Below are 23,190 nucleotides of genomic sequence, written 5' to 3' on the forward strand. Positions count from 1 at the left end.
AAATCCTTCGTTCTTTTCCTGATGGGATTGCTAAAGCTTAGCGATCAACTGGGCATGGCGATGCGACGTTGTGAGCCTCATTGAGACCATTACGAGCGAGCGTAAACAGATGTAGGAAGGTTGAAAGTGACTTGCCTGCATGGCGCAGTTTTTTGAATCGATGGCTTGAGCCGGTTGCAGGGCTTTACCCCGAAGATGGGCAATTGCGTAGGTGGCTGATCATCGCGCTTTGCATATCGTGGCCCTTTCCTACGGTACTGGAAGGGAGGCAGCTGTGTGAGGGCAGCTACAACGGACGCCCACTCAAGGCAATCGTAGAACCCCACACAGCCACCATAACGTGGCGATCCTGCAAAAAATGGCGACTGCACACAGGAGGTGAGCCGGAAATTTGCAATGCCGGAGTGCCCAAGAGGGCCCGGCGTACAGTCGCCATTAACATTCAGGTATGGAGCTACCCGTTCTTCCAACAAAGGTACTTGCTTGCTGCACGGGCTGCTCCGCCCGGTCACTGCGTGCGGTGACCGGAGATACGTTACCGTGCTGCGGGTTGGTGCGCTGCCGGGGGATTCGGTCTTCGTTGTAGGCGATGTCGTTATGGATTTAGCCACGTTAAGTCCCCCCCCCCCCGACGCTATTAAAGATGCATCCTACTTTTCCTTACTGAGTAGTACATCGCCATAGACTGTCATCGCCAAGCAGTATTGAGGATATTCTCCCAATCTTCGCGTGACAGCATCATTCGCCATTTTCGTCGCGCTCAATACTGTTTCGCCAGCCTCCCATGCTTGCATGAAGGGCTCGAGCCAGTTGTAGGTTACCTTGACGTCGAGCGGCCACGGAGATGCCACGACTGCTCGGCATCCCTGATTTAGCAACTGCTTAGGTAGTCCAACCGTGGAATTATCGAAGGGATGCTTATCAAGGCGACCACCGCTGCACACGAACAGAATGACTAACTCCACCCCTCTTAATGCTTGGGCAAGCGCTCCAGGAGATTCCACAAGGCTGTCTTCGTCACTGATGGTATGGATGAATTTCCCACTATTGGATAACCCACCGTGAGCACAGGCAACCACCAGGCTAGCATCGGAAACATCGAGTGGCAGCTTGCGCCCAGTGTCGACGGCGAAGTTGTATTGGCTAAACGTGTCTTTGAGTCGATCCAATACTATGCCAAGGGCTCCACCATCGATCGAGTTCTCTTCAGCGGAAATCCATGCTTTATAACCCCCACGGCCTTTACGCGCACTTCCCCGCACTTGCGACAACCAGCTTAGTGAAGGGGTTATGCCAATAGCGGATTTTGAGCCAAGAAAATAGTTAAAGGTACCGTCAAGGGGCTCTACCACAATGAGATTCATCGCGAGTTGCTGCAGCATCGGCTCCGCGATTATCAGCAACTGACCCTGCGAATCTATCTTGACCCCAAGCTTTTCCATTGACTCATGGAATTCGTCGATACCGTCGCTTGCTTCAATGAACCCATACGCCTTTGGGTACTCATCGAGCCAAACCTGCATTCGTTTGAGAAACGACCGATCTAAAATGGGTTGTTCTACCTGATGAACCTCACCTTGAAGTACATATGTGACTAATAGCTCATCTTGGCTATTAAGCGACAGAAATACCACCTCTAAGCCCCTTCGGCTGAGTTCCTGTGCGTACGCTAATGGCCATTCACATGTGAGCACCGATAGTTCACCAGGCAGTTCTACGCCTTGCTCTGCCAATATCTCCGCCGCAAGGGCTGATATCTGAGCCTCAGCAGGCTTATCTTGCGCTCCATCTAAAAGTCGCCGTGCTGCAATCGTGACAGGAACAAAGTCTGCCGGAGCATCTCCTGCAGAAATTGCTCGTTGGACTTTGTTGTACATATCTACGACATGAGCAGGTGTTGGTGAAATTGAAGAGACAGTCGATACGAATTGAGCGAGATTTGCGCCAATAGATGCCAATGCTTTCGCTAAAATATTGCGAGTAATGTCGCTAACTGGAGCACCTGCAGAGTCGCACTTCAGCACAATCTGCGCTAATAGAGTAACAGCAGGGACTAAGTTGCTCGGGCTCTCGAGAACCGACTTGCAATTTGATCCCATGGAGTCGGCCAAGTCACTAAGTATATTGATGTCGTTATCCCGCACCTCAAATAGCTTTAGACTGAGCTCCAATGTGATTATGCGCGGATCATTTGAAGGGTCATGACCGAGCTGCTCCATTAGTTGCTTCAAGGTGGGAATCAAGTCTCGAGCAAACGTGATCAGTCCGAGGTCTCGCAATACTCTAATAAACGTATGAACCTCTTGCCAAAGATCGGCAGCACTGACTTTCGAATCCGTGGCCATCGCGCAGGCCACTCCAATAAGGGCTTCGACGGGTTTACGGCAGCGATGATAAACATCTGCAAACGCGGCCCAAGCTAGACGTTTCCTAATTGGACTCGCTTGCCCCATCAGTAACATTTGCTCGCATAGATTCCTTGCGTGCTGTGCTGAGCCATGGAGTGCGTTCTGGCAGGCCAAAAGACGCAGAGCACTGAAATCTCCATTTCGTTCAAAATTTGCGTGGGGAGCAATTGCGCAGGTCAGTAGAACCATCTGATCCAGGAACTGGAGATCTGTATCTTCTGGCCCATGTGAACCATTAAGATAAAGAATCCTATTTAGCTGTTTGACAACCCCATCGGGATCGCTGCCCACTAAATCTAGTGGCAATCGAGTAACTCCGAATTCAGCAGCACGCTGTCGATTTATCCAAGATAAACCAGCTTCTACAACTTGTGAAAACTGCGGGTCATCAATCTCCATTGCTGACTCAGACGCTCCCGGAAGACTATGGATTGAGATTCCGTGCGTTTCATTCGGGTGGCTTCTTGTGGTTTGGTGCTCAGCAATGTTTACGCCTTCACTTGCCATGTTTAGAGCAAGCATTGCAGCTATGGGGACGGCAATCTCGCCGCATGCCTCTACGGTCAAGAGAGATATAAGGGCTGCTCGTATCTTTCCATCTTGAGGATTTTGAGCCAAATACCTAATCGCCGCTGATAGCGGCTTTCGATAGTAATCGCTTTCAGAAGATTCTATTTCTTGTTTCAACATCAGGCGTCGTACAGATGACAGCAAGATATGAGTCGCTTGTCGCCCATATAATTTGGAAATGGTGACTGAAGTCGAAATTTCGACCGCTTCTCGAGTCCTAGTAACAGATTGAGCATGTGCGGCGCAACAAAGTGACGCCAGCTCTTGCCAATTTCCACCCCATTCAAAAGTCATGGAAATGACTTTTTCGTATACGGCGTCCGGTTTTTTTAGTGCGCGCCACAACTCTTCGTGCCTATGGGAAAAGCCAGCATTAGAAAACTCAAAACTTTTGTTGGTCATAGAACGGCAGTTGAGCAGTAATCGTCTGTCGCGATTTTCCCTTAAAATATCCGACTGAGGAAACAGGGTGGACATTTGCTGGTCAATTTTAATGATTAGCTCGTCTGAACGCAACTGTATAGCAACGTCCAGAGCCTTTTCAAACCACTCCTCTTCGATAAGATCCTCTACACCAATCGCGAGTAAGTCTCTTGCGCGAGTAAGCCCCCCAGCATCAATAGCTAGAGCAGCAAGCTGCACTCTTTCTGCAGCAGCTAGATCCGAAGCGCTCACCAAGATCTTGTCAATAACTGAGAGTAGTTCATCCTCTCTGCCCGCACGACTAAGGAGCTGGGCAAATATATGATTTGTTGTTATGTCGCTCAGGCCCAACCCTAGGACTTCATCTCTTACTTCATCGATGAACCCCGTAACCACCATGCTGATCCACCTCTCAGCGTTGCGGTTGAGCTCTTGCTCTGGATTACTCTTCGAATATTCAGCCTGCCAAATATCCCCTGGGATCTCCTCAAGTAATGCTAGAGATTCAGCCTTGTGTAATGGCGCTTCTGATACATGTACAAAAGTGTATCCGTCATTCGATTCAACCAATGGTATTAGTGCTTTTCCCAAAATCGCGACGTGCCGAACCCAAATATCTTCAGGTGATCGTACGGAGGATAATCCGAAGGCCGGAGGAAGGAGCACATCTTTATCTCTATACTTACTAGCCTCAGCGACAAAAATGAAGCGATTACTTCCAATTCTGCTCACTGTGGTGGTTAAATCCGTGATTTCTAGCGAAGTTGAATGCACAACTTCAATGGCTTTTCGAAATGTCGTCAGGTGCGTATCCGAAAGGACGCTTCCGCTGAGGTCCAAGAAGGCAGTGGAAAGTGCGTCTAAGACATACCCTTCGTTGAGTTTCGTAGCACTCGGCGGAGGAAGTACAGCGGTAAAGCCACTGAAAACCCAATCCTCCGTTTCAGTGTAGCGTAAGCTCAAACTCTGCTTGATCAGCCTTCCCAGCACCTGTTTCGTGCTCGTACTCAGAAACAGCCCCATTCCCCCCTTTGATATTTTCGACAAAACTGACCAGGCATCAAATCCTAAAATAGGTGCGGTCTGCTTTTCCGTGCTATCCATACGATTATTCCTTTTATTGATGAGGGAGCGTTACTGGTACAGAAATGCCGCTGTTCCAGCCGCTCACTGTACCGTAGAGCCAACCTAAGCTTAGGGTGTCGATCGCGATTTCCGAATACATGAACTCGCGTGTAGCAGCTTTTTAGCTAGCTCTCATATGGCGTTGCTGTGCCTAGCTCTGGCGTGGCAGTGACTTGACCTTCATATACAAAACCTATGTGATCTGGATAACAACTCGACCATTAGGACGTCAGGAATGAAGCAATACGATTGGTCAGCATGGCACGACCGGGTAAAAAGCTTCACTGGAAAATGGGCACTAGAACGCTGGTATTTGATGTACCTGCATGAGCAAGACAACGTTGATGCGCTGGCCTTTGAGATAAAGGCGCGGCTGGCTGCGGAAGGTCGCTTTGCAGAGGTGCAAGTCCAGTCCATTTGGGTCGATGGAACACCGCAAGCGGAATTCAGCCCTAAAGGCCATCTGCTGAGTAAGAAACTCCCACAGTGTGAGTTGGCCGATCTGCTGCTTTGCGTGCGTTGGGAGTCGCCTAATGGCCTGCTACAGCGTGAGCAGGCGTTGTTGATTCAGGCCAAAGTCGCGATCAAGTACAACGAGTTGCCTGGCGGAAAATCGACGCGCAAGGAACGCTTGCTGTTCGAAAACTGCAATCGGCATAAAAACATTACGTTGTATCCCGGCGTTAACCGAGAAAATCCGATAGGTGCTTACCAGCTCGGCAGCAGTGCTGCCCGCAAAACCTATGGCCTACGCGATTGTGCGAGTTTTCTATTAATGGCGAAGGGGACTTGGCCCGTCGCTACCGCACCCGTGGGCCCCATGCAGGTTGGCTGGCCTGTAGGCAAGACAAAGACCGAACTTAAGCCCCCCGATTCTTACTTAGATGCTGTTATTAGCATGGTATCGAGAGCACCGACAATGGGGCGCGAGGTGAAAACGGGAGCCTCTGCCGCAAATTGTGTCTGGACCAAAATGGTGAACGATTTGCGGGGGAAATACGGGAAGGTGAGCATGAGTGGCTACGGTGGTCAGGCCCGTGTGACTTCGGCAAGTACTGTTTCCGCGCTTCATATGGTGTACTCGCTGCTCGACAAGTTTGAATACTTCAGCGATTTTGTTTTAAGCATGCAGCAATATTTTCGTCTCGAACCCCGTTTTTTTCGTTGGTTTGATGAAGGCAATTGGTGGCATGCACGCAGGCTGAAACGTCGGATTGATCCTAACGATTCTAGGGGGCCGGACTTTGTCTGGGCGTTTATGGCGCATTTGGGCTTGGATTACTTGGATCAATTCGATCTCTGGAGGCATGATCCAATGGATCCCCCTCGGGACGGGGACCTTAAAGATGACAATGGTCCGTACATTTTTACTCAAGTGATTACCATTCGAAACGTTGAGGAATATCGCCGCCGAGACTAAACACTGATAAATGTCACGTTGAGAAAGCCGCTTAATCGAGCGGCTTCACGCGGTGACTATCAACAAATCCCCAGATTCCTGTTGTACCTCGCTAACTGATCCTCCCCACCCACCCGAAAAATATTCGCCAAATAATCCAGCAACACCACCTCTTCACCATTGATCATCTGCCGCACATACGTCGCCGAAAACGGCGTCTCGTACTTCGTCGGATCCCGAGGCTTGTGCGTGCCCAGCTGATACTCCTTCCCGGTGATGGTCATGGTCGTGACCAGCGGAATCTCGTTCATCAGCCCGCCGTTATTGAACACCTGCACGTTGGACCGACACTGCAACTGCACGCTCTTGAACGGCGTCACCAGCTTCCGGGCTGCCTCAACGTACAGGCTGTTCCAGGTGATTTTCCCTTCGAGCTTATCGATGCCATCCGGCAGTTCGATCAGCCCGACCATGCCCAAACCCTGAAAGTCGCTCATGACGGTTTTGAGGGTGCCCAAGTCGATCTCTTCACACTTGCCAAAGAAGCTCGCGCCATCGAGGTACAGGTTGGCGTTGGTGATGCGGTGTGCGCTGAAGCCGGCCATTTATATGGCTCCCAGGTTGACGAGGTAATCCCCGGTGATTTCGGTTTCGAAAGTGCCACGTTCGAATGGCAGCGGTACGGTGAGTTTGTAGTTGAACAGCGCGTGGCCTTGTTCCAGTTCGGTTTGGGGGTTGCGCGCCGGGTCGTACCAGCATTCGCCGCCGAGCAAGGCGCCGTCGCCGATGAGTTTGCGCAGGAACAGGTTGACGCTTTCGGTGATGCTGGTGATGAGTGAGGTGGTGATGGGTTGGTCGACGAATTGCAGCGCGCTGTAGCGGATGGATTCGTCGATGACGTCTTTGGTGCGGCGCACGTTTTCAAAGTTGCGCATGTGGGTGACCGATGGCCACGCCGCTGTGCGGTTGCCCCACAAACGCAGGCCGGTGCCGTAGGTGTTGAAGACGGTGGTGATGCCGTTTTCGTTGAGCAGGTTGACTTCGCTGGTGGCGTCGTCGATGCGTGCGGTGAGTGGGCGTTCCATGCCGATGACGCCCAGCAGCGGCTGGTTGGAGCTGCTCCACCAGTACCCGTGGTCGTTGTCGATTTTGGCGCGCAGGCCGGCGGCGCGGATGGACAGTGGTTGCAGACGGTCGCCGTTGCTGGCGGCGTCGTAGACCCTGATGTGCGGGTAGCACAGGCGGACCCGATCGCTGCTGGTGTTGAAGTTGAGGGTGCCGGCCGGGCCCCGCCCGGCCAGTACTTGTTGCACGGTGGCGCCGATGGGCGCGTCGACGTAGGTGACGCCGCCGACTTGGCCCGCCGAGACGACCAAGCCTGCGGTGACGGCATCGACGGAGCTAAAGCCTGGGGCGATGAAGATTTTGGGGAAGAAGCCCAGCAGGTTGTAGCTGTCTTGAAAGGCTTGGAGGCCGGTACGCCGGTCGGCCTCGGTGACGCCGCCGATGATGTCCGCGGCGGTGACTTTGCCGGGGTCGGTGTAGGTGTATTCGACGTTGACTTGGGCGTTGGCGGGGATGGTGCCGGTGGGCAGGCGCGTGACTTGGCCGGTGAGCATGACGACGGTGTAATCGGTGCCTTGCTCGTAAACATTCGTGCCTTCGACGGGCTTGAGTTGCAGGGTTTGCAAACGGTCGTGGTCGAGCTGCAGTTGGTTGTTGTCGGCGAACGGTTTGAGCTGGTCGGCGACGGTGCTGGTGTGGCGCGCCGGGTCGAGTACGTTGACGACGAGTACGGTGCCGGCGCCGAAGTCGTAGATGCCTTGCAGGGCTTCGGGGATGCTGAAGCCTGCGGTGTGTGCGCCGAACTGTGCGGCGTGAATGTCGTTGAGGCACAGGGTCAGCTCATTGACGGGCCCGGTGGGTGCGGTGCCGACCAGAGCGATGACGGCCGATTTGACGACGCGTATGGGGCGCGGGCCGCGCTCGATTTCGGTGGTTTCGATGCCGTGGAGGTAGTTGGCGGGCATTGGGGGTTAGTCCTTGTCGGGTTGTTGAAGCACGAGCGCGTTGCTGGCGGTTTTGGCGTAGGTGGGCAACGGGTACAGATGGTTAAGCGCTAGTAAGGCGCGGGTGTAGACGTGGTCAGCGGGCAGCTCGACGGTTTTGCCGGGGTGCAGCAGCACGTCGAGTTTTTGCCGGTCTTGGCCCATGTACAGCGAGACGGCGCTGGGTGGACCGGCGTAGCGGTATGGCGTGAGGGTCATGGGTGCTCCTGGAAGTCAGTGCTTTTAAGTAATGGGCCGTGCTGGTCGGCGATGGCTTGTAGCTGGGTGGCGCGGGTGGCGTAGTCCTGGGCGTATTGCCAGAGGCCATTGCTGTGGCCAATGAATTGCTCGCTTAGGGGGTGACAAGCCTGGTCGGTGTGTGGTGGGCGCCAACCGGTGAGCGCAGTACGCAAGCGGTCGAGGTAACTGACTACGCCGTCTTGGCCGTTGAGCTGCCGAAAGATCAGCGTCAGGCGCAGCACCAAGTGACGCGCCTGGACGACCGCGTCGGCGCTTTGCGTATGGCCGAAGGTTGATTTGCCATAGGCCAGCAGGACGGCGCCGCGTGGGTGGTTGAGGCGGTATTGCTGCGGGTTTTCGGGGAAGCGCTCGATCATGAGTTGATCGCTGAAGTCGGCTTGTAGCCGGGCGAGCATGGCGTCCATGAGTTGTTCGGTTTGGGTGTTGGGTGGCGGGTTCACTGGTAGCGCTCCCACACCTGTGCGGTGAATTGTTGAGGGCGCGCGCGGACGCGGATCTCGCCGGGCTCTGCCACGGCTTGACCGGTGGGCAGGCCCAGGGTGATGACGCCGTCGCGGATGCTTTCGAGCAGTTTGAGGGTGTCTTTGCGGCCGCTGATGACGGCGTCGGGCAAGGCGCCTTCGGGACGGCGCTGGTAGAGCCAGTGGCGCGCCAGGTAGACGACGGCATCACGCAGGACGGTGGGCACCGGGTCGAGCGGCAGGTTGTAGCGACCGCGCAGGTAGCCGTCGACCAGTTCTTCTGCCTGACGAACGCTGTTGTCGATGACGCTTTCGTTGGGCTGGTGCGCGGCCGGGTCGTCGTTGGACAGCTGGGTGAGTGTCATTAACGGGATGGCGTTGCCGAGGTCGGCGCGGGTGCAGTAGCGCATGGGTCAGCCCACCTTCAGCTCGACCAATGCTTCAGGGAACAGGCACAGGGCCAACGGGTTGGCCTGGGCTTCGACGTCCCAGCCTTTGCCCATCTTGCGCGGCTCGGCCTTGCTGTAGAACGGCTGGCCCAAGGTGTTGACGGTTTCGTTGTAGTTGGCTGGGGCGTTGAACAACCGGAAGACGCCACGGGCGACGGGGAAGACCTGGGCGACGTCGGCCGGAATGAAGCGTTGGCCGCTGACGGTGACGTCGTATTCGATGAATTCCACACCGCCGAAGGTGAAGCCCGAGCGCATGTCGCCGCCGATGCGGTCTTTGGCTTCCTGGTAGTGGGCGAAGGCGGCTTTGACGTTGGGGTGAGCGGTGAAGGCATCGAACCAGTCCGGCCCGCAGAACGAGCGGAAGCCGGTGACCATGACACCACCGAGTTTGGATTCGGCGTGGCGCTTGGCGTCGAGGCAGGCTTTGCGCACGTCGGTGTCGGGGTTGCTGAGGTCGACGATGACTTTCTTTTGTTCGACGTCGAATTCTTCAAACAGGTCGAAGAGTAGCGAGCCGTCAGCGTCGAGCAGTTGACCGCGCAAAGCGCCCACGCGCTGGAATTCACGGGTGGTTTCGATGCTGTTTTTGAGGTCTTGAAGGTGGTCGTTGATGACGGTGGCCATGGGCGCGGTGGCGCTTTCCTGGCCGAAGGCGGCGATGCCTTGCAGCTGGCTGGGCAGCAGCGGCCGACTGATGGGCAGGTGCAGGGTTTCGAAGGTGCGGCGTTTGCGTTTGTTGGCTTTGACTGGCGCCGGGTCGTCGTTGCGAGAGGTGTTGGGCACAAGCACCAGCCGGCCCTCACGCTCATCGATGATGACGCTGGTGGTGGTGACGCCTTTTTCGTCGAACAGGCCCATGGCGCCGACTTTGCCGGGGATGGCCGGGAGTTTGTTGACGGCCGCGGTGAGGTTGGCGACGGTGAAGAGGTCTTGCAGGTTCATGGGGTGACTCCGTTAGAGGGTGGCGCGGGCGACGATGCCTTGGGCATTGAGTTCGTCTAGGGCGGCGGCTTTTTGCGGCGCGGTGATGTCGGCCGGCCAAGTGAGTTCGGCCAGCGCGAGGGCGGCGCCACGGGCGATGACGACGGCGGGTTTGTCGCCGGTGGTGGCGTCGATGGGTTCGGCCAATACGGCGACGGCTTTGTTGGCCGGCGCGGTGCTTGCTGGGTCGAGGGCCTGATATTTGTTGTCGACTTTGGCCAGGACTTGGCCCAAGGCGTACACGCTGCCGCCCAAAAGCGTGATGTTGTCTTTGGTCCAGCCGGGGCTGACTTGCACCAGCAGCAGGTCGCCGAGGTCTTTGGGTTGGTGGTAGGTGGCCATGGTTAGCCCTGCCTTTGGGTGCGGGCTTCGGCGTCGGCCAGCAAGGGGTTGGTGGTTTGGCCGAGGGCAGGATCTGCGCGGTGTTTGGTGGCAACTTCGCTGAAGCTGATGGCGCTGGTGAGGTCTTTGAAGAGGGTTTTGAGGCCGTCGCTTAACGGTTGGCGCTGGTCACCTTCGCCGAAGTGCAGTGGTGTTGCGCCGGACTGGGCGGCGTTGAGGGCGGCAATGACGACCGGGACGTGCAGCGGTTTCATGCCGGCGGCGACGAGTTGTTCGGCGTAGGCGACGCTGGTGGTGTGGATGGCTTGTTGGGCGGTGATGCGGGCGGTTTGGTCGCGTTGGGCGAGTTCGGTTTTCAGGCGGTGGTTTTCGGCCTGGAGGGTGGCTGTGTCGGGCGCAGTGGTTGGCGGTGTTTGGGGAATGGGTTGTGGTGGCGGCGCCGCGGGTGCGCTTTCGCTGAAGTGGATGACGCCGGGTTCGCTTTCGGCGAGTTCGATCGGGCGCAGGCCTTTGACGGCCGGCGGCTGGGCGCCGAGGAAGCCGACGTGGCGCAGGTAGTAGACGCCGGGCACGGGGTTGTTGGGCGCGGTTGGGTGGTAGAAGGAGGCGGAGATTTTTTTGTAGCTGCCGTTGGCGATTTGCTCGGCGAAGGTGGGATCGATTTGTTGGGGGGTAGCGATCAGGCCTTCGGGGGTGGCGGTGAGGGATTGGACCCAGCCGGCTGCGGGGGTGTTGTGTTGGGGGTGGCCGATGACTAGCGGGGCTTCGTGGAGGATTGGGTTGTAGGCGGCTACTGTGGCGGTTAGGTCGGTGTCGGTGAAGTTTAGGGTGGTGCCGCAGGCGGCGGTGTGGAGGCCGGGTTTGAAGATGTGGAGGGGTTTCATGGTGTGCGCCGTGATGGAGATGAAGCGCACAGTTTCAGATGGGGGGCAAAGGTCGGCTTTTAATCAGGATTACTGGCTGTGGAGTCACGTCTGCAACTGAATAATTTTATTTAGAAAATTGACCTTAGCGGTTCTTGTCGAACCGCTAAGGAGAGTGATTAGAAAGGCTTATTCCATCTATCCGTTGCGATGCCGGCGGCGACGCTCAAGTGTTCCATATGGTGATAATGGTCGGAAGCTTCGTCGCCTTTTGCTATAACTTCGACATCACAGATGTAATTGCCTGAGCCGAAGATTGACTGAACGATCTCTGTGATTTTGTCTTCAAGGCTTTTATCACCTTCATCCGTAGTAGCTACTTGGATGCTGTAGACGCATGCTTTGTCATCAAAATAGACTCTCACAACACGGGCGTGCTGGCTGTGATGGTCAAGTGTCTTGGCGACTACGGTCGCGATGAACCTGTGCTCTTCGTCGGGGAAGCTCGCTCGAGCTTCCAAAAAAACGCGGTGCTTGCCCAATGTGAGCCATTCAGAGCGAAAACCTTCAACTGGCATGATGAATCTCCTTATAAATATACGAGAGAACGCTTTATAAAGCCTTTACAGCTTTTTTTCGAGCTTTCTTCGATGGGCCTCCTCCGTTGGCTCTCGGTAGGGCGCCTGACGGCTTGGAGAAGATCACTGTGTCGCTCTTGTCCCTTGGACACTTTCCGAAGTAAACCCTCACTCTGGGACTCACATGTTGAGTCCAGAGCCCAACAGATAGATACTGCTAGTGAAATGGGGCAAGCACAGGATTCATGCGCATTTCCCTATTAAGAATATCTGCTTCGCTGAGCCTTGCTTCGAGTAAACACGTTAGAATTCGAGCTTTCTTCACGGTGTTTTTTATGGAAAATCAGAATCGGTCGTGGCCAGTGATTGTAGTGTTAACACTATTAATGGCCGTTGCTACCGGAGTTGGAAATTGGATTTCGTCCTATCTTATGCTTTCAAGCAAGAGCCAAGAGGTCATCAATAATGCAGAGATTTCGTTACGCGCAAAAGGGGCTGAGGTCCACTGTGAGGCGCTAAAGAATGCAGCAACACTGGCTTCCGAAATTGATTTCAGCGCCGATAGAGGGTATGCCAACGCGATCGTGTTTTCTGAGCTTATTCAAGGTAAGCCGATTGAAGAGTTTCGTAAAATCTCTGATGAGCAAGTTAGAGCTGAACAGTTGCAGTATGAGAAGCGAGCGTCCGCAATATTTCCCCTGCTCGCCGAAGATGAAGAAAAAATCTTGGAGCAGGTTACCCTCAATCATTATGTAGTCACTCAGTTAAGGACCAGTAGGGTTCCGCTCTACCAACGTACGTTACCGAGCGAGGGTGGGTTCAATGCAAATACCAATCTTCGAGAAATACGAGAGAACGCGAGGACGCTCGCGAATACCTATCGCACGAAGTGCACGCGTTATGCTGACTGATTACTTGATAGCCCATAGGCCTAGACCATGCTAGGGCGCTGGCAGGCCCGGCGATTTATTCAGTTTCCTCAGTACCCTGTCCATGCCTTGTAGTGTCATCTCGACTTGTGATGCGGACTTGTTGTACTCGATAGCTTTCTCGACAGCACGCTGCCGCTCGAATGAGGTTGCTACTTCCGCTAGGTAAGGCTGAAGGGCTACCTGGGCGAGTAAATATTCGCGGACTGCTAAGACCGCGCTTTCGTCCAGCACGAAGAGCTCCGTTGCGTTGAAGCGTTTCCTCGTCGCAAACGTTCGTGGACGATCTGCGTGCTGCAATGCCATGGCAAAGGCTGCTGCTTCCTGCTCTCGTGCATCAACGGTCATGACGACAGCCTCGATGCGCGATATGCCCATGCGATCCATTAGCTTTTTGTGTCTGCCGGATATGGACGTCTCTGTGAACCCGAGCTTATAGACGTCAACGTAATTTGTGCGAAACAGGTAGACCAAGCCAAGTCTGGCGCTCGGGACCGTCGGCATGTCGACAGCGCTTTTATTATTGTATTGAACGTGCATTTATAAATCTCAAAGTAGAAGACCAAATACGACTGAGCTGGGCGCTAGGCGTTTGGAACTCCGGCCGTTGCCCTTTTGGCATTCTCATGGAAGACGAATAGCGAAATAGACAGGCCTAAAACGCCAGGTTTGCGAGAGGAACATGAAGCTACCACCCTGAGTGCCATCGGCAAGCTGAGGGAGCTCACGCATGATCGTGGTGAGTTCTCTCCAATTCAGAACGCGAGTGCTGGAGATTCTGGAGAGAATCGCTTCGTGGTTTGAGGGTTTTATCTGCCCGTAAAATTTCTCAAGCATGAGGTCCTTAGTGACTTCACAGGAAAATTGCTCATCGTTACCGTTGTTTAGCTCGCTGATATCAAACCAAAGTGATTCTGCGCGAATCTGATCGAAAATATTATTAGTCAGGGTAATACCACAGAAAGTCGAGATCCCTAATTGTGACGCAGATTGGGCTACTCGAAAAAGCCTGCTGTTAATTTTCCCATTTATGGTCTGGCTTTCGACTGTATCAATTTTAGGGCGCCGCGCGAAAAAGGCAATAAGGTGGAAACGCTGGCCACATGCGGATTCGAGAGCTACATTTGTATCTTCACGTTGTCCGAAAAAAAATATGGGCACAACAGTCCCCAGCGGTGACAGAATGTCCAGAAATTTTGGAATTAGTGTGTATTCGGCCGTTCTCTCTGAGTAAAAGCTAGGCAATTCATCCTCCCACTTATATTTCGCTATATTAGTCGATGAATAGTGCTAGCTGTGGCTTTCGGGTTGACGCAATTTGATTTTGTTTTGTTTCATCTTGCTCCAAATCTCGTTCAGTAACTCTCGTTCTGGTTTTATCTTTAAACTCTGCCCGTTGGTGCAATAGATTGTCACTCGAAATGTGGCCAGGTCGAGCCAGTTATGAAAGTCCCGTCCCTGATGGGCAATCCAGTTCGAATCAGAATCTAATAAAAAGCCAAAATGCGCTCGGTCGCCATCCTCGAGGACGCGTAACAGGCTTTCGCAATATTCTGTTGTCGCTCCAATTTTGATAATTCCATGATGTTTAATCAACAGCCCATGACTAAGGCCTATTGTTGAGATTCGAAACGGCCTATCTCCTACATTCGTAACCATTATGGAGGCAAGACGCGTCTGTTCTGCGCCCGAAATTATCACCCTGATCCCACAAAAAGCAGAAATTTGTATTCGGCCGGTTTGTCGTGCCAGGTGAAGAGCCACCAACGCTGCGAAAATTGACCCTAGGGCCGCAGCCCAATCGGCCACCGAGCCCCAATTGATGCTGGAAAAATCCATGATTTCACTCCTTTTTTACGCCACATGCTGTCATTAGGCTAGCATGGCAGGCAGTATTTTTGAGAAAGCACAATGCTTTTTATCGCTCGTGCCAAACTACCGGGTGATGAAACCGTTTTCATAAAAGCAAATAGAAAAGGTAGAAAAATGTCGAACAGAACCAATCACATAATTGAGAATATAATGATAGAAATGGAAGATGGCTATGCCGTTTTCATTTGTGTGGATTGTGTCAGCGATATCGTAATGAAGCGGATATCAAAAAGTTTATACAAGGTGCGAACCTGTATTTCCTGCAGTAAACAGACTAAGCAGGCACTCACCCCTGAAAGTATTGCAGACCGAATTCGAGACTATCTACCCCGTCACTTCGAACCTGATGAGGGTTTGTATCCAGGGCGTGAAATGGATTTGGCGACCGTGATAAGACACTCTATAGGATGTTCAAGCCAACAGGCATGTGAAGTGGTCGCAGGCCTGTTGTTTGATAATGATCCTAATGCCGATGAAAACAATTTCTACTGGCGAGAACAGATGTATCAGCGAGCAAAAAGCCCATTCTGCGAAGAGGAAGACGAACGAGATCATATTTTAGGTGAGTGGCTGGTTCTTGCCCACGAACTAACTCATGGCCGCAGATTTTTCAATAGAAAAGCAAGTTTGACCTTTGGAGCTATTATTAGCGAAGCACTTAGAGCAGAGGACCCAAACTTACCCGGCACCTATCCCGTTATAAAATCCGTCTCGAATGGAACTATTTTTTACAGGGCCAGAGTTATTAATTCGCGCTCAGATATAAAAAATGCTGAACAGGATTTAGGGCCGCCACCAAAAGAACTGGCGGCAAATAATAGAATGAGTGCTGCGGGTGTACCTCTAATGTATGTGTCTGGTGATCCGAAGACGTGTATATCAGAGTTAAGACCGTCTATCGGAGATTCCGTGGCAGTGGCAAAATTCTACTCAACTGCAGACTTGGTTTTTTTTGATTTTACGGCTTTGGAAAAAAAGCTGGCTTTTCAGCCAATTAGTATTTTTGAAAGTTTTTTTGAAGGTAGTTCAAATCGTAGGAAGCTTTTGTCATTTTTACATGCTGAGATTGCTAAGCCACTAAGAGCTAACTCACTTGACTATGTTGTTACGCAAGCGTTAGCAGAGTTTATTCGTCATGAAGCAAGTGTTAAATTTGATGGTATAGTATTTCGTTCTGCTCAAAATAAAAATGGTATAAATTATGTGTTTTTTGACAATCGAGATGCGGCAGACATTCTAATTTTGAAGAGGGGTAACTTCAATCTTAAAATGACGACTGAAGCTTTTGATATATACACTGTTGATTCGGTCAACTATGAATCAAATCTTGCTGCGAAAGCATGAAGCTCAGATTTTGTTAGCGCGGGCGACGCTTTTTTTATTTGCGGACCTGATGGGGGTGACTATGTGGATAAAACGTTTGTTTTCAACAAATTATTTAGAAAATGATGTGGCGCGATATATAGCAGATAATGTTTTCTTCGTGTGCGTATCGCTTTTGGCATTTTCGGTGTGCACTCTTGTTTTTGGAGCATTGTTCCTACATTTTTTTCTAGACGTAGATATCCCGAATCTTGCAATCGAGAATCACGAGACTGCAAGTTACTGGGGGCAGCTTGGTGATTTTGCCGGCGGCTTCTTGAATCCGTTATTAAGCTTCCTAGCTTTGATGGCTGTTTTGAAAACTATGGCTTTGCAACGTGCCGAAATGAAGGCTACTCAGCAAGAAGCTAAAATAGCAACGGAAGAGCAGCGACAGCAAACTGCTGTATATTCGCGTCAAATGTTTGAATCAACTTTATTTGGCATGTTAGATGTGCACGCTAAAATTCTTGGAGATATAAAGTCGAGTGATTCAAGCTATCATCGTGAAGGACGCGATGCGGTCGATGTGATTGTTCGTAATTTTAAAGAGTCTGATTTTTATAAGGAGGCCGCTCTTCACTCGGAAATGATGAAATATAACGATGTAGAAGTTGACGTGTCGAAGTTCTACAAAGATAAAATAAGTTCGGTGGGGCACTACTTTAGGAATTTATATTGGATCATGAAGATGATCGATAGTAGTGAGAATGCTCTAACTGGCAGCGCGATGCATGACCGCATTGTAAAAGACAATAAAGAATTTTATGCTGATTATGTTCGCAAGAGGAATTACACTAACATCGTGCGCGCTCAACTTAGTGAGTCGGAGATGGCGCTCTTGCAAATAAACTGCCTGGGGTCGTATGGCGCGGATCTAAAATATTATGTTGAGAAGTATTCTTTATTAAAGCCTTTAGGTAAAGAATATTTTGGGTCGATTTCTGAAAATATGTGTCGCCATTTTAACAAGCTTGCTTTTTTAGGCCTTGAGAAGATAAAAATCGGTGAACTAGTAAAGATTCACAATAACAGAGTTCGCCGTGTTAGTGAGGAGTTTATTAGTAAAGGCGCGCGAGATTAGTAAGCGCGCACATAGATGGTGTGGCTGCTAATTAGCGATCGTGAAATTCGGTTGTTGTTGAAAGATCAAAGCCCCGCTTAGGCGGGGCCTCGATTAGACTCGTTTTGTCGCGGAGTCGTATACCTCTTCATCTCGGCGAGCACCAACGCACAACACCAAAATGATTTCAGTACCGTTTACGCGGTAAACGATTCGTACATCTCCTGTCCTTATCCGGCGGTATCCGGCCAAGGCCCCCCGAAGGGGTTTGCCGATCTTGTCGGGCTCTCCTGTGGCGATGCGCTCCCGAACGACCTTCAGGACACGTTTCGCTTCGGCGCTTCCGAGCTGTTTGAGATCATTTTCTACAGCTGGGTGAAACCGAACATTCCAGTTCATCTGCGGTTGCCTAACTAAAGCGAGCCTCCATGTCTTCAAGGCTCACTGTGACAGTGTTGTCGAGGCTGGGCAGGCGTTCGATGGCCAGTAGTTCCGAGCGCAGATCTTCAAGTTCGTCCTGCAGTGCCTGGTAGGCGTCGACCCCTACCAGAACGGCTGCTGGTTCGTTGTCCTTGAATATCACCAAATGGGTCACTTCCCCACTGGCGACATCTTTCAATCGCGCTCCAAAACTGCGTGCCATAGCAGTGGCGGACACTGCCTGCTCAGCTCGGTTTAGGAGTGCACTCATGCTGTTGTTCCTTCAATCATCAACTCAGTAGTCGTTCGTAGGTTCGTAGATTCGTAGGTTCGTAGGTTCGTAGGTTCGTAGGTTCGTAGTTAGTCGTCGTAAGATCAGGAAGCGCAGAGCGTCGATACCCGCAAAGTATTGCGCATGATCACGCGCAATACAATGCGCATCATCATCCGCGCCGACCAGTGGTCTACACAGCATCGCCACGACAATCACTCTACGCCACGCTTTCTATCGGCTATGAGTCCCCCGCCTGTCTCAAGTGATCAAGACACACAATCAAAACAGCCTCTTCTGCCTCCGCTTGCAGATCCCCAGCGTTGCTTACTGGCAAGTATGGTCTCGCTGGTATGTCCCCCCATAGCTGCGGGAAATCTAGCCGTTCCCCGCCGAATTGCATCATCGCCGCATACGGTTTGTTGCTGCCAACCATGGCCGAGCTGTCGGTTGCGTGCGTGGTTATCGAAGCCGCCAAACCAGCAGCACTGACCTGCAGCATCTGCCCCGGCCAGTGGCCGTGCTTTGCGCGCTTTTCAGTGGTGACATCGGAGAGCTCGGGCCACTCGGGGCGGCCTTCGTGTTCGAAGTTTTCTTCGGTTTGGCTGGCGAGTTCTGCTGCGATGGATTGCATCAGGGGTTTGAGGTCGCCGATGGCGTCTTCGATTTGGTTGAGGGTTTGTTGTAGGTGTTGGTTTTTTAGTTCGATGGTGAGCATGGGGGGCTTTGTTTTGGGTAATGGGTTTGTGGGTGGGGTTGGTTAGTCAGGATTAAAAGATCGCAGGCTTCGCCAGCTCCTACAGGGGTGAGTGTTCGGCTTTGGTGTTGCGGTGGCTGGTTGTGCGCTATCGCGAGCAGGCTCACTCCTACAAAGGGATGCGGTGTGTCAGTTGGGTGGGTGGTCGGGGGTGGTTTGTTTTAGGGCTGTGCCGGGTGCGTGGTTGAAGCCGGGGTCGGTGCGGAAGGTGATGTTGTGGCCTTGGGCGTTGGTGAGGCGTAGGCCGGTGACGGTGGCGGTTCGGATTTCGCCGGTGTGTTTGTTGAGGCCGGTTTCTACGGTTTCGGTGAAGGTGCGGCCTTGGCTGGTTTGGACGGTGAGGCCTCGGCGTTTGACGGCGGCTTCGGTGAGGGCCACGACGCGACAACGACAGTTGAAGCCGTTGGGTGGGTAGATGGTTTGCCAGATGGGGTCGTCGTGGCGGAAGACCTGGCCGTGGAGTGCGCGGTGGCTGGGGCGGGTTTTGCCGTCGAGGATGGCGACGAGCATCCAGTATGGGTGGGTGTCGGTGGTGTGTTCCATGCTGGCTTTTCGACCGGCCATGTAGGCGCTTTGCAGGTTGGTTTGGTAGATGGTTTTTAGGCGTCGTGGGCTGCCGAGTTGCGCGGGCTCGGCGTTGCCGTCTGTGTCGATGATGATTTGTTTGCCCCACCAGCCTTGGGCTTGCAGGGTTGGTTGCAGGTTGGCGGTGAATTGTTTGAGGGTTTGGCCTTGTTGCAGGGCTGTTTCGAGGGCGGCGCGGATGTCTGTGAGCAGGTCCAGGCGCATGGCTTTGGCGACGGTGAAGGCTTGGTGGTGGGCTTGGTCGAGTTGGTCTTGCCAGTGCCAGGTGATGGCGTAGCCTTTGGCCTTTAGGTAGGCGATGGCGTGGGTGGGATCGAGGCCGAAGATGGCTTTGAGCTCGAGGGGGTTGAGGCGTTTGGTGTGGGTGGCCATGTCAGTCTTCTTTGTCGGCGGTGGCGCTGAGGCGGCCCCAGGTGTTGGCGATGAAGATGAGGTGGGCGAGTTGTTGTTCTAGGGCTTGGGTGTCCATGTGCGGGTTGGCTTCCGCCAGTAGGCCGAGGGCGTCTGTGTCGGTCTGGCTTTGCTGTATGGCCTCGATCAAGGGGGCGATGGCGCGTTGGCTGTGTTGTTGCAGTGTTGCAGGCGGCAGGCTTTGGATGGCTTGGTCGAGGGCGATTTGGTCGAGTCCGGGGATAGCGCTTGGCTCGGCGAAGGCTGGTGTGGCGGCGGTGGCTGAGGCTTTTTGCAGGTCGCCGTCTTGCAGGTTGTAGGTGCGTTGCCAGTAGGTGTTGCTGAATCTGACGCCGGATTCGGTGAGGGCTTTGTCTCGCTGGGCGAGGCTTTTGTCGATTTCTTCTTGTTGCCACAGTTGATAGACCGGGGCGGCGACGTGTGTGCCGAAGTTGAGGTCGACGATGTGGCGGATGCAGGCATTGAGTGCGGTGGCGACGATGCTGGCGTCGCCGTCGCGGATGTCTTGGGTGACTTCGGCGCCTGCGGTGGCGCTGGCGCGGTTGCTGTCTTTTTCGGTGGTCTGGTTTTGGCCGAGCATGGCGACGTTGATTTCGCTGCGGCAGTACTCGAGTAGCTGGCGGTAGACGTCGGCGCTGCCGGCTTTGCCAGCGGCTTCGATGATTTGGACGCTGGCGTCGTCGGGGATGGCGGCGACGGCGTCTTGGACCATGGCTTCGAGGCTGTCGAGTAGCAGGTTGGTTTCGTCGTCAGTGGCGCCGCGCGGGTGTTTGCCGATGACCCAGGGGCTGCCGTATTTCTCTGTGAATTGGACCCAGTATTTGAGCCCGCCTTTCATGAAGGTGGCGGGCCAGAAGCACATGCTTAGGTCCGGGAAGCCGTAGGGGTTGGCGTAGGTGGCGTCTTGGCGGGCGACGATGAAGCGTTGCGGGTCGCAGGGCTCGCCGTCGGGGCCGGCGTCTTTGGCGCGAAAGCGCAGTGTGTTGTGTTGGTCGTAGAAGAACCATTCGGCCGGTTTGCCGAGCAGGTCTTGCGGCACCCAGTGTTTGCCGAGGGGCTGCCATAGCAGTTCGACGGGTTGGTAGCCGAACAGCGGCGCGTCGAGCAGTTCGCGCAGGATGCGATCGAGGTCGAGGTCGGCGAGCCAGTCGTTGATGAAGCGCTCGATTTTGGGTGAGGCTTCGCCGCGTTTCAGACCTCGTTCCAAGGAGAGGACGGCGGCTTTGCGACGGCGGATGTTGCCGCCGACCAGGGCGCTGCTGCGCAGGTCGCGGTAGACCTTGATGTCTTTGCCTTGAGCTTTGAGGATGGGGTCAGGGTTTGGCAGGTGGGTGCCGAAACCGCCGGCCTCGATGCGGCTGCGGGTGGCGATGTGGCGCTTGAGTGTGGGGTTGCGTTTGGCTTCAGCAAAGCTGACGAATTGTGTGGGGCTGATCCATAGGCCTTGGTTGTTCATGCGTACCCTTGGGTGATGCGTTGGCCCTGACGTGGGCGACGTGATTTGACGGTGACGGGGCCTGCGGTGACTTCGAGTGTGGCGAAGTGCGCGAGCGCGCCGGCCCCGGCGAAGTCGCCGTGGCGGTAGAGGTCGGGGTCTTTGAGGTCTTGTTGGCGGGTTTTGGCGATCATGGGGATGCCGTCGATGGTTTCGATGGCGCGGATGTCTTGGTGCAGGGAGTCGTCGAGGGGCAGTGTGAGGTTGGCGTCTTCGAAGAGTTGGACGAATTTGGGCATCCAGGCGCCGTACCAGGCGCGGCTGATTTTGACTTGGTGGATGCGGCTGTGGCCGAACTGGTCGGCGGTTTCTTCGGCGAGGGTTTCGCCGTTGCCGGTGGCGTCGAGGGCGGCACCGATGAAGCGCGGCAGTCCTTGCAGGATGTAGAAGAGGATTTGTTTTTGTTGCCGGGTGGGCACTTTGTGCAGTTCGACGACGAAGGGTACGTCGCGGTGCCGCGCTTGGTCGACGGACATGGGGCAGATGATGGAGAAGTCCCGGTGTCGGGCGTAGTCCATGCCCAGGAAGTGGCGCACGTCGGGCGTCAAGTCTTGTTGCATGACGGGGGTCAGGTAGCGTTCGATCCAGTCGGTTATGTAGGCTTCGCGGCGATGGATGGGTTGTTGGGTGAAGGCGTCGTCGAGGGCCAGACGCAGGACGCTGCGGCCCGGGCGCATGGCTTCGTCGATCCATACGCCGGGGATGCAGACGCCGTTGCCGTCGCGCGGGATGGCGTCGAGTTCTTCGCGCATTTGCGCTTTGCGCGGCCCGTAGGCGTTGCGGATTTTTTTGTACCAGGCTTCTTTGCCCTCCGCTGTCGGGATCTGCCCAGCCATGTAGCACACGCGTTCGTACAGGCCGTTGGCGACGGCGTCGTCGAAGGTGGCGCGGTAGACCTGGGCGCTGTCGCCGTAGCGTTTGTCGCGGATGTCGCTGACCATTTGGTTGAAGGCGTTGGCCTTGCCGTTGTGGGTGCTGATGATGACGATGCGGCCGCCCCAGATGAGTAGCGCGGTGGCGGCGTCGAGTACCGCGCAGACGTTTCGGTGGAAGGCGGCTTCGTCGATGATGACTTTGCCTTGCAGGCCGCGAACGCTGGCGGGGTTGCTGGAGAGTGCGACGATTTTGAAGCCTGAGGCGTAGCGGATGCGGTAGGCGTTTATCTGCCGGGTGTTGCCTGCCTCGTCTTGATCAAGGAATAAAAACTCTTCGATTTGGCTGACGCCGGAGGCTTGGGCCTGGGCGATGACGCGGCTGAATTTGGCGCAGTAGCCGATGAATTCGAGACCCTTTTCTTTGGTGTCGCCGATGTAGAAGCAGTCCATGCCGCTGGCGCTTTTTTGCGAGGCGGCGGTGATGACGCTGTCGAGGGCTTCGGCGAAGGTGATGCCGGTGCGCCGGCCTTTTTCACAGAGTTTGATTTGCGCGTCGATGGCGAGCCATTGGGCTTGGTGGGCCATGAGTAGGCCTTCGGTTTGCGGGTTGTAGCCTTCGGGGATTTGGCGAACGCTGGGCGGCAGTTCGTCCCATTCGATGACGCGCAGTGTGCTGGCGGAGGGTTTCATGGTTTGACGCCGAGGAAGGTTTGGCGCCAGTACTGGGCTTGGTCTTCGGTCATGCCTTGGGTTTTGACGGCATTGTCGAGTTGGGCGGCTTGTTCTTGCAGGAGGCGTTCGCGGGTGGCTGTTTCGATGGTTTGGCGTTCTTTGACGCTGAGGGTTCGGGCTTCCATGGTGGCTTTGGCGGCGCGGGCCAAGGCGGAGATTTCGGCGATGGTGATGTCGTCTTTCTCGTGGGCGCCCAAGGCGGCTTGGTAGGTCAGGGTTGAGATGGCTTCGACGAGGAGTACGCCGGTTTTGTCGGAGGCGTCTTCACCGAAGGCACCAACGAAGGCTTCGGCCATTTCACGTTGTTGGCGGACTTTGTCGGTGAGTTGGTCGAAGCCGACTTTGAAGCGGCCCAAGGCGCTGCGGCTGGGGGGCGTTTCGTTGGGGAAGCGCGCTTGGAGGTCAGCGAGCATGGCGTCGAGGGTGTGACGGTCTTCGCGCAGGAGTTTGTGCAGGTAGGCTTTGACGTCGGCCGGCAGGCGGTTGATGGTGGATTTGCCGGCCATG

The 23,190-nt window shown here is 54.3% G+C and carries 24 protein-coding genes; 4 read left to right on the plus strand and 20 right to left on the minus strand.

Annotation, left to right across the window (positions count from 1 at the left end; translation table 11 throughout):
* Nucleotides 1-650 precede the first annotated feature (650 nt).
* On the minus strand, nucleotides 651-4,505 hold the full coding sequence (locus ICA16_RS20905) for a CHAT domain-containing protein (protein ID WP_210701407.1): 3,855 nt from the start codon (nucleotides 4,503-4,505) through the stop codon (nucleotides 651-653).
* Between the two features lie 256 nt (nucleotides 4,506-4,761).
* Here ICA16_RS20905 and ICA16_RS20910 point away from each other — a divergent pair, with 256 nt between their 5' ends.
* A complete protein-coding gene (locus ICA16_RS20910; RefSeq protein WP_210701408.1) occupies nucleotides 4,762-5,946 on the plus strand; it encodes a hypothetical protein in 1,185 nt (394 codons plus the stop codon).
* A 59-nt stretch (nucleotides 5,947-6,005) separates the two neighbouring features.
* Here ICA16_RS20910 and ICA16_RS20915 read toward each other — a convergent pair whose 3' ends face one another.
* From ICA16_RS20915 to ICA16_RS20955, 9 genes are all read right to left on the minus strand, one after another.
* Nucleotides 6,006-6,530 (minus strand): phage major tail tube protein, encoded by a 525-nt coding sequence (locus tag ICA16_RS20915; protein WP_210701409.1) that lies wholly within the window; start codon nucleotides 6,528-6,530, stop codon nucleotides 6,006-6,008.
* Nucleotides 6,531-7,955, minus strand: a complete 1,425-nt coding sequence (locus ICA16_RS20920; RefSeq protein ID WP_210701410.1) for a phage tail sheath subtilisin-like domain-containing protein — start codon at nucleotides 7,953-7,955, stop codon at nucleotides 6,531-6,533.
* A 6-nt stretch (nucleotides 7,956-7,961) separates the two neighbouring features.
* A complete protein-coding gene (locus ICA16_RS20925) occupies nucleotides 7,962-8,192 on the minus strand; it encodes a hypothetical protein (protein ID WP_210701411.1) in 231 nt (76 codons plus the stop codon).
* Nucleotides 8,189-8,674 (minus strand): Gp37 family protein, encoded by a 486-nt coding sequence (locus tag ICA16_RS20930; RefSeq protein ID WP_338049950.1) that lies wholly within the window; start codon nucleotides 8,672-8,674, stop codon nucleotides 8,189-8,191. Before ICA16_RS20930 ends, ICA16_RS20925 begins: the two co-directional genes overlap by 4 nt.
* The gene (locus ICA16_RS20935) at nucleotides 8,671-9,105 is read right to left on the minus strand and encodes a gp436 family protein (RefSeq protein WP_210701412.1); all 435 of its coding nucleotides are present in this window, start codon (nucleotides 9,103-9,105) and stop codon (nucleotides 8,671-8,673) included. Before ICA16_RS20935 ends, ICA16_RS20930 begins: the two co-directional genes overlap by 4 nt.
* Nucleotides 9,106-9,108: 3 nt before the next feature.
* Nucleotides 9,109-10,089 carry a major capsid protein gene (locus tag ICA16_RS20940; RefSeq protein WP_210701413.1) on the minus strand — a complete coding sequence of 327 codons (981 nt, stop codon included), beginning with the start codon at nucleotides 10,087-10,089 and terminating at the stop codon, nucleotides 9,109-9,111.
* A gap of 12 nt (nucleotides 10,090-10,101) precedes the next feature.
* Nucleotides 10,102-10,470, minus strand: a complete 369-nt coding sequence (locus ICA16_RS20945; protein WP_210701414.1) for a head decoration protein — start codon at nucleotides 10,468-10,470, stop codon at nucleotides 10,102-10,104.
* 2 nt (nucleotides 10,471-10,472) lie between these two features.
* Nucleotides 10,473-11,354 (minus strand): phage protease, encoded by an 882-nt coding sequence (locus ICA16_RS20950; protein WP_210701415.1) that lies wholly within the window; start codon nucleotides 11,352-11,354, stop codon nucleotides 10,473-10,475.
* A 158-nt stretch (nucleotides 11,355-11,512) separates the two neighbouring features.
* The gene (locus ICA16_RS20955; protein ID WP_210701416.1) at nucleotides 11,513-11,911 is read right to left on the minus strand and encodes a hypothetical protein; all 399 of its coding nucleotides are present in this window, start codon (nucleotides 11,909-11,911) and stop codon (nucleotides 11,513-11,515) included.
* Between the two features lie 245 nt (nucleotides 11,912-12,156).
* On the opposite strand from ICA16_RS20955, the gene ICA16_RS20960 reads away from it, so the two are divergent.
* The gene (locus ICA16_RS20960) at nucleotides 12,157-12,822 is read left to right on the plus strand and encodes a hypothetical protein (protein ID WP_210701417.1); all 666 of its coding nucleotides are present in this window, start codon (nucleotides 12,157-12,159) and stop codon (nucleotides 12,820-12,822) included.
* A gap of 30 nt (nucleotides 12,823-12,852) precedes the next feature.
* Here the strand turns inward: ICA16_RS20960 and ICA16_RS20965 are convergent, their stop codons facing one another.
* The 3 genes from ICA16_RS20965 to ICA16_RS20975 all read right to left on the minus strand — a co-directional run bounded on the left by ICA16_RS20965 (nucleotide 12,853) and on the right by ICA16_RS20975 (nucleotide 14,679).
* The gene (locus ICA16_RS20965; protein WP_210701418.1) at nucleotides 12,853-13,380 is read right to left on the minus strand and encodes a hypothetical protein; all 528 of its coding nucleotides are present in this window, start codon (nucleotides 13,378-13,380) and stop codon (nucleotides 12,853-12,855) included.
* A gap of 84 nt (nucleotides 13,381-13,464) precedes the next feature.
* The gene (locus ICA16_RS20970; RefSeq protein WP_210701419.1) at nucleotides 13,465-14,085 is read right to left on the minus strand and encodes a hypothetical protein; all 621 of its coding nucleotides are present in this window, start codon (nucleotides 14,083-14,085) and stop codon (nucleotides 13,465-13,467) included.
* Between the two features lie 45 nt (nucleotides 14,086-14,130).
* Complete coding sequence (locus tag ICA16_RS20975; RefSeq protein ID WP_210701420.1) at nucleotides 14,131-14,679, minus strand: hypothetical protein; 549 nt, start codon at nucleotides 14,677-14,679, stop codon at nucleotides 14,131-14,133.
* A 72-nt stretch (nucleotides 14,680-14,751) separates the two neighbouring features.
* Between ICA16_RS20975 and ICA16_RS20980 the strand changes: the two genes are divergently transcribed.
* Nucleotides 14,752-16,056, plus strand: a complete 1,305-nt coding sequence (locus ICA16_RS20980; protein ID WP_210701421.1) for an RES family NAD+ phosphorylase — start codon at nucleotides 14,752-14,754, stop codon at nucleotides 16,054-16,056.
* Complete coding sequence (locus ICA16_RS20985; protein ID WP_210701422.1) at nucleotides 16,028-17,158, plus strand: putative phage abortive infection protein; 1,131 nt, start codon at nucleotides 16,028-16,030, stop codon at nucleotides 17,156-17,158. The genes ICA16_RS20980 and ICA16_RS20985 overlap by 29 nt, the downstream gene beginning before the upstream one ends.
* 93 nt (nucleotides 17,159-17,251) lie before the next feature.
* Here ICA16_RS20985 and ICA16_RS20990 read toward each other — a convergent pair whose 3' ends face one another.
* The 7 genes from ICA16_RS20990 to ICA16_RS21020 form a co-directional block, all read right to left on the minus strand.
* A complete protein-coding gene (locus ICA16_RS20990) occupies nucleotides 17,252-17,536 on the minus strand; it encodes a type II toxin-antitoxin system RelE family toxin (RefSeq protein ID WP_210701423.1) in 285 nt (94 codons plus the stop codon).
* A gap of 10 nt (nucleotides 17,537-17,546) precedes the next feature.
* The gene (locus ICA16_RS20995; protein ID WP_338049953.1) at nucleotides 17,547-17,780 is read right to left on the minus strand and encodes a type II toxin-antitoxin system Phd/YefM family antitoxin; all 234 of its coding nucleotides are present in this window, start codon (nucleotides 17,778-17,780) and stop codon (nucleotides 17,547-17,549) included.
* Nucleotides 17,781-18,069: 289 nt separating this feature from the next.
* Nucleotides 18,070-18,546 carry a phage virion morphogenesis protein gene (locus ICA16_RS21000; RefSeq protein WP_210701425.1) on the minus strand — a complete coding sequence of 159 codons (477 nt, stop codon included), beginning with the start codon at nucleotides 18,544-18,546 and terminating at the stop codon, nucleotides 18,070-18,072.
* A gap of 168 nt (nucleotides 18,547-18,714) precedes the next feature.
* Entirely contained in the window at nucleotides 18,715-19,542 is an 828-nt protein-coding gene (locus ICA16_RS21005; RefSeq protein WP_210701426.1) for a phage head morphogenesis protein, read from the minus strand.
* Nucleotide 19,543: 1 nt separating this feature from the next.
* Nucleotides 19,544-21,037, minus strand: coding sequence for a DUF935 domain-containing protein (locus ICA16_RS21010; RefSeq protein ID WP_210701427.1), 1,494 nt, complete (start codon nucleotides 21,035-21,037; stop codon nucleotides 19,544-19,546).
* Complete coding sequence (locus ICA16_RS21015) at nucleotides 21,034-22,641, minus strand: hypothetical protein (RefSeq protein ID WP_210701428.1); 1,608 nt, start codon at nucleotides 22,639-22,641, stop codon at nucleotides 21,034-21,036. Before ICA16_RS21015 ends, ICA16_RS21010 begins: the two co-directional genes overlap by 4 nt.
* The gene (locus ICA16_RS21020) at nucleotides 22,638-23,189 is read right to left on the minus strand and encodes a phage protein Gp27 family protein (RefSeq protein ID WP_210701429.1); all 552 of its coding nucleotides are present in this window, start codon (nucleotides 23,187-23,189) and stop codon (nucleotides 22,638-22,640) included. Before ICA16_RS21020 ends, ICA16_RS21015 begins: the two co-directional genes overlap by 4 nt.
* Nucleotide 23,190 lies beyond the last annotated feature (1 nt).

The organism is Pseudomonas anatoliensis (assembly GCF_017976235.1).
GTDB classification, from domain to species: Bacteria; Pseudomonadota; Gammaproteobacteria; order Pseudomonadales; family Pseudomonadaceae; genus Aquipseudomonas; species Aquipseudomonas anatoliensis.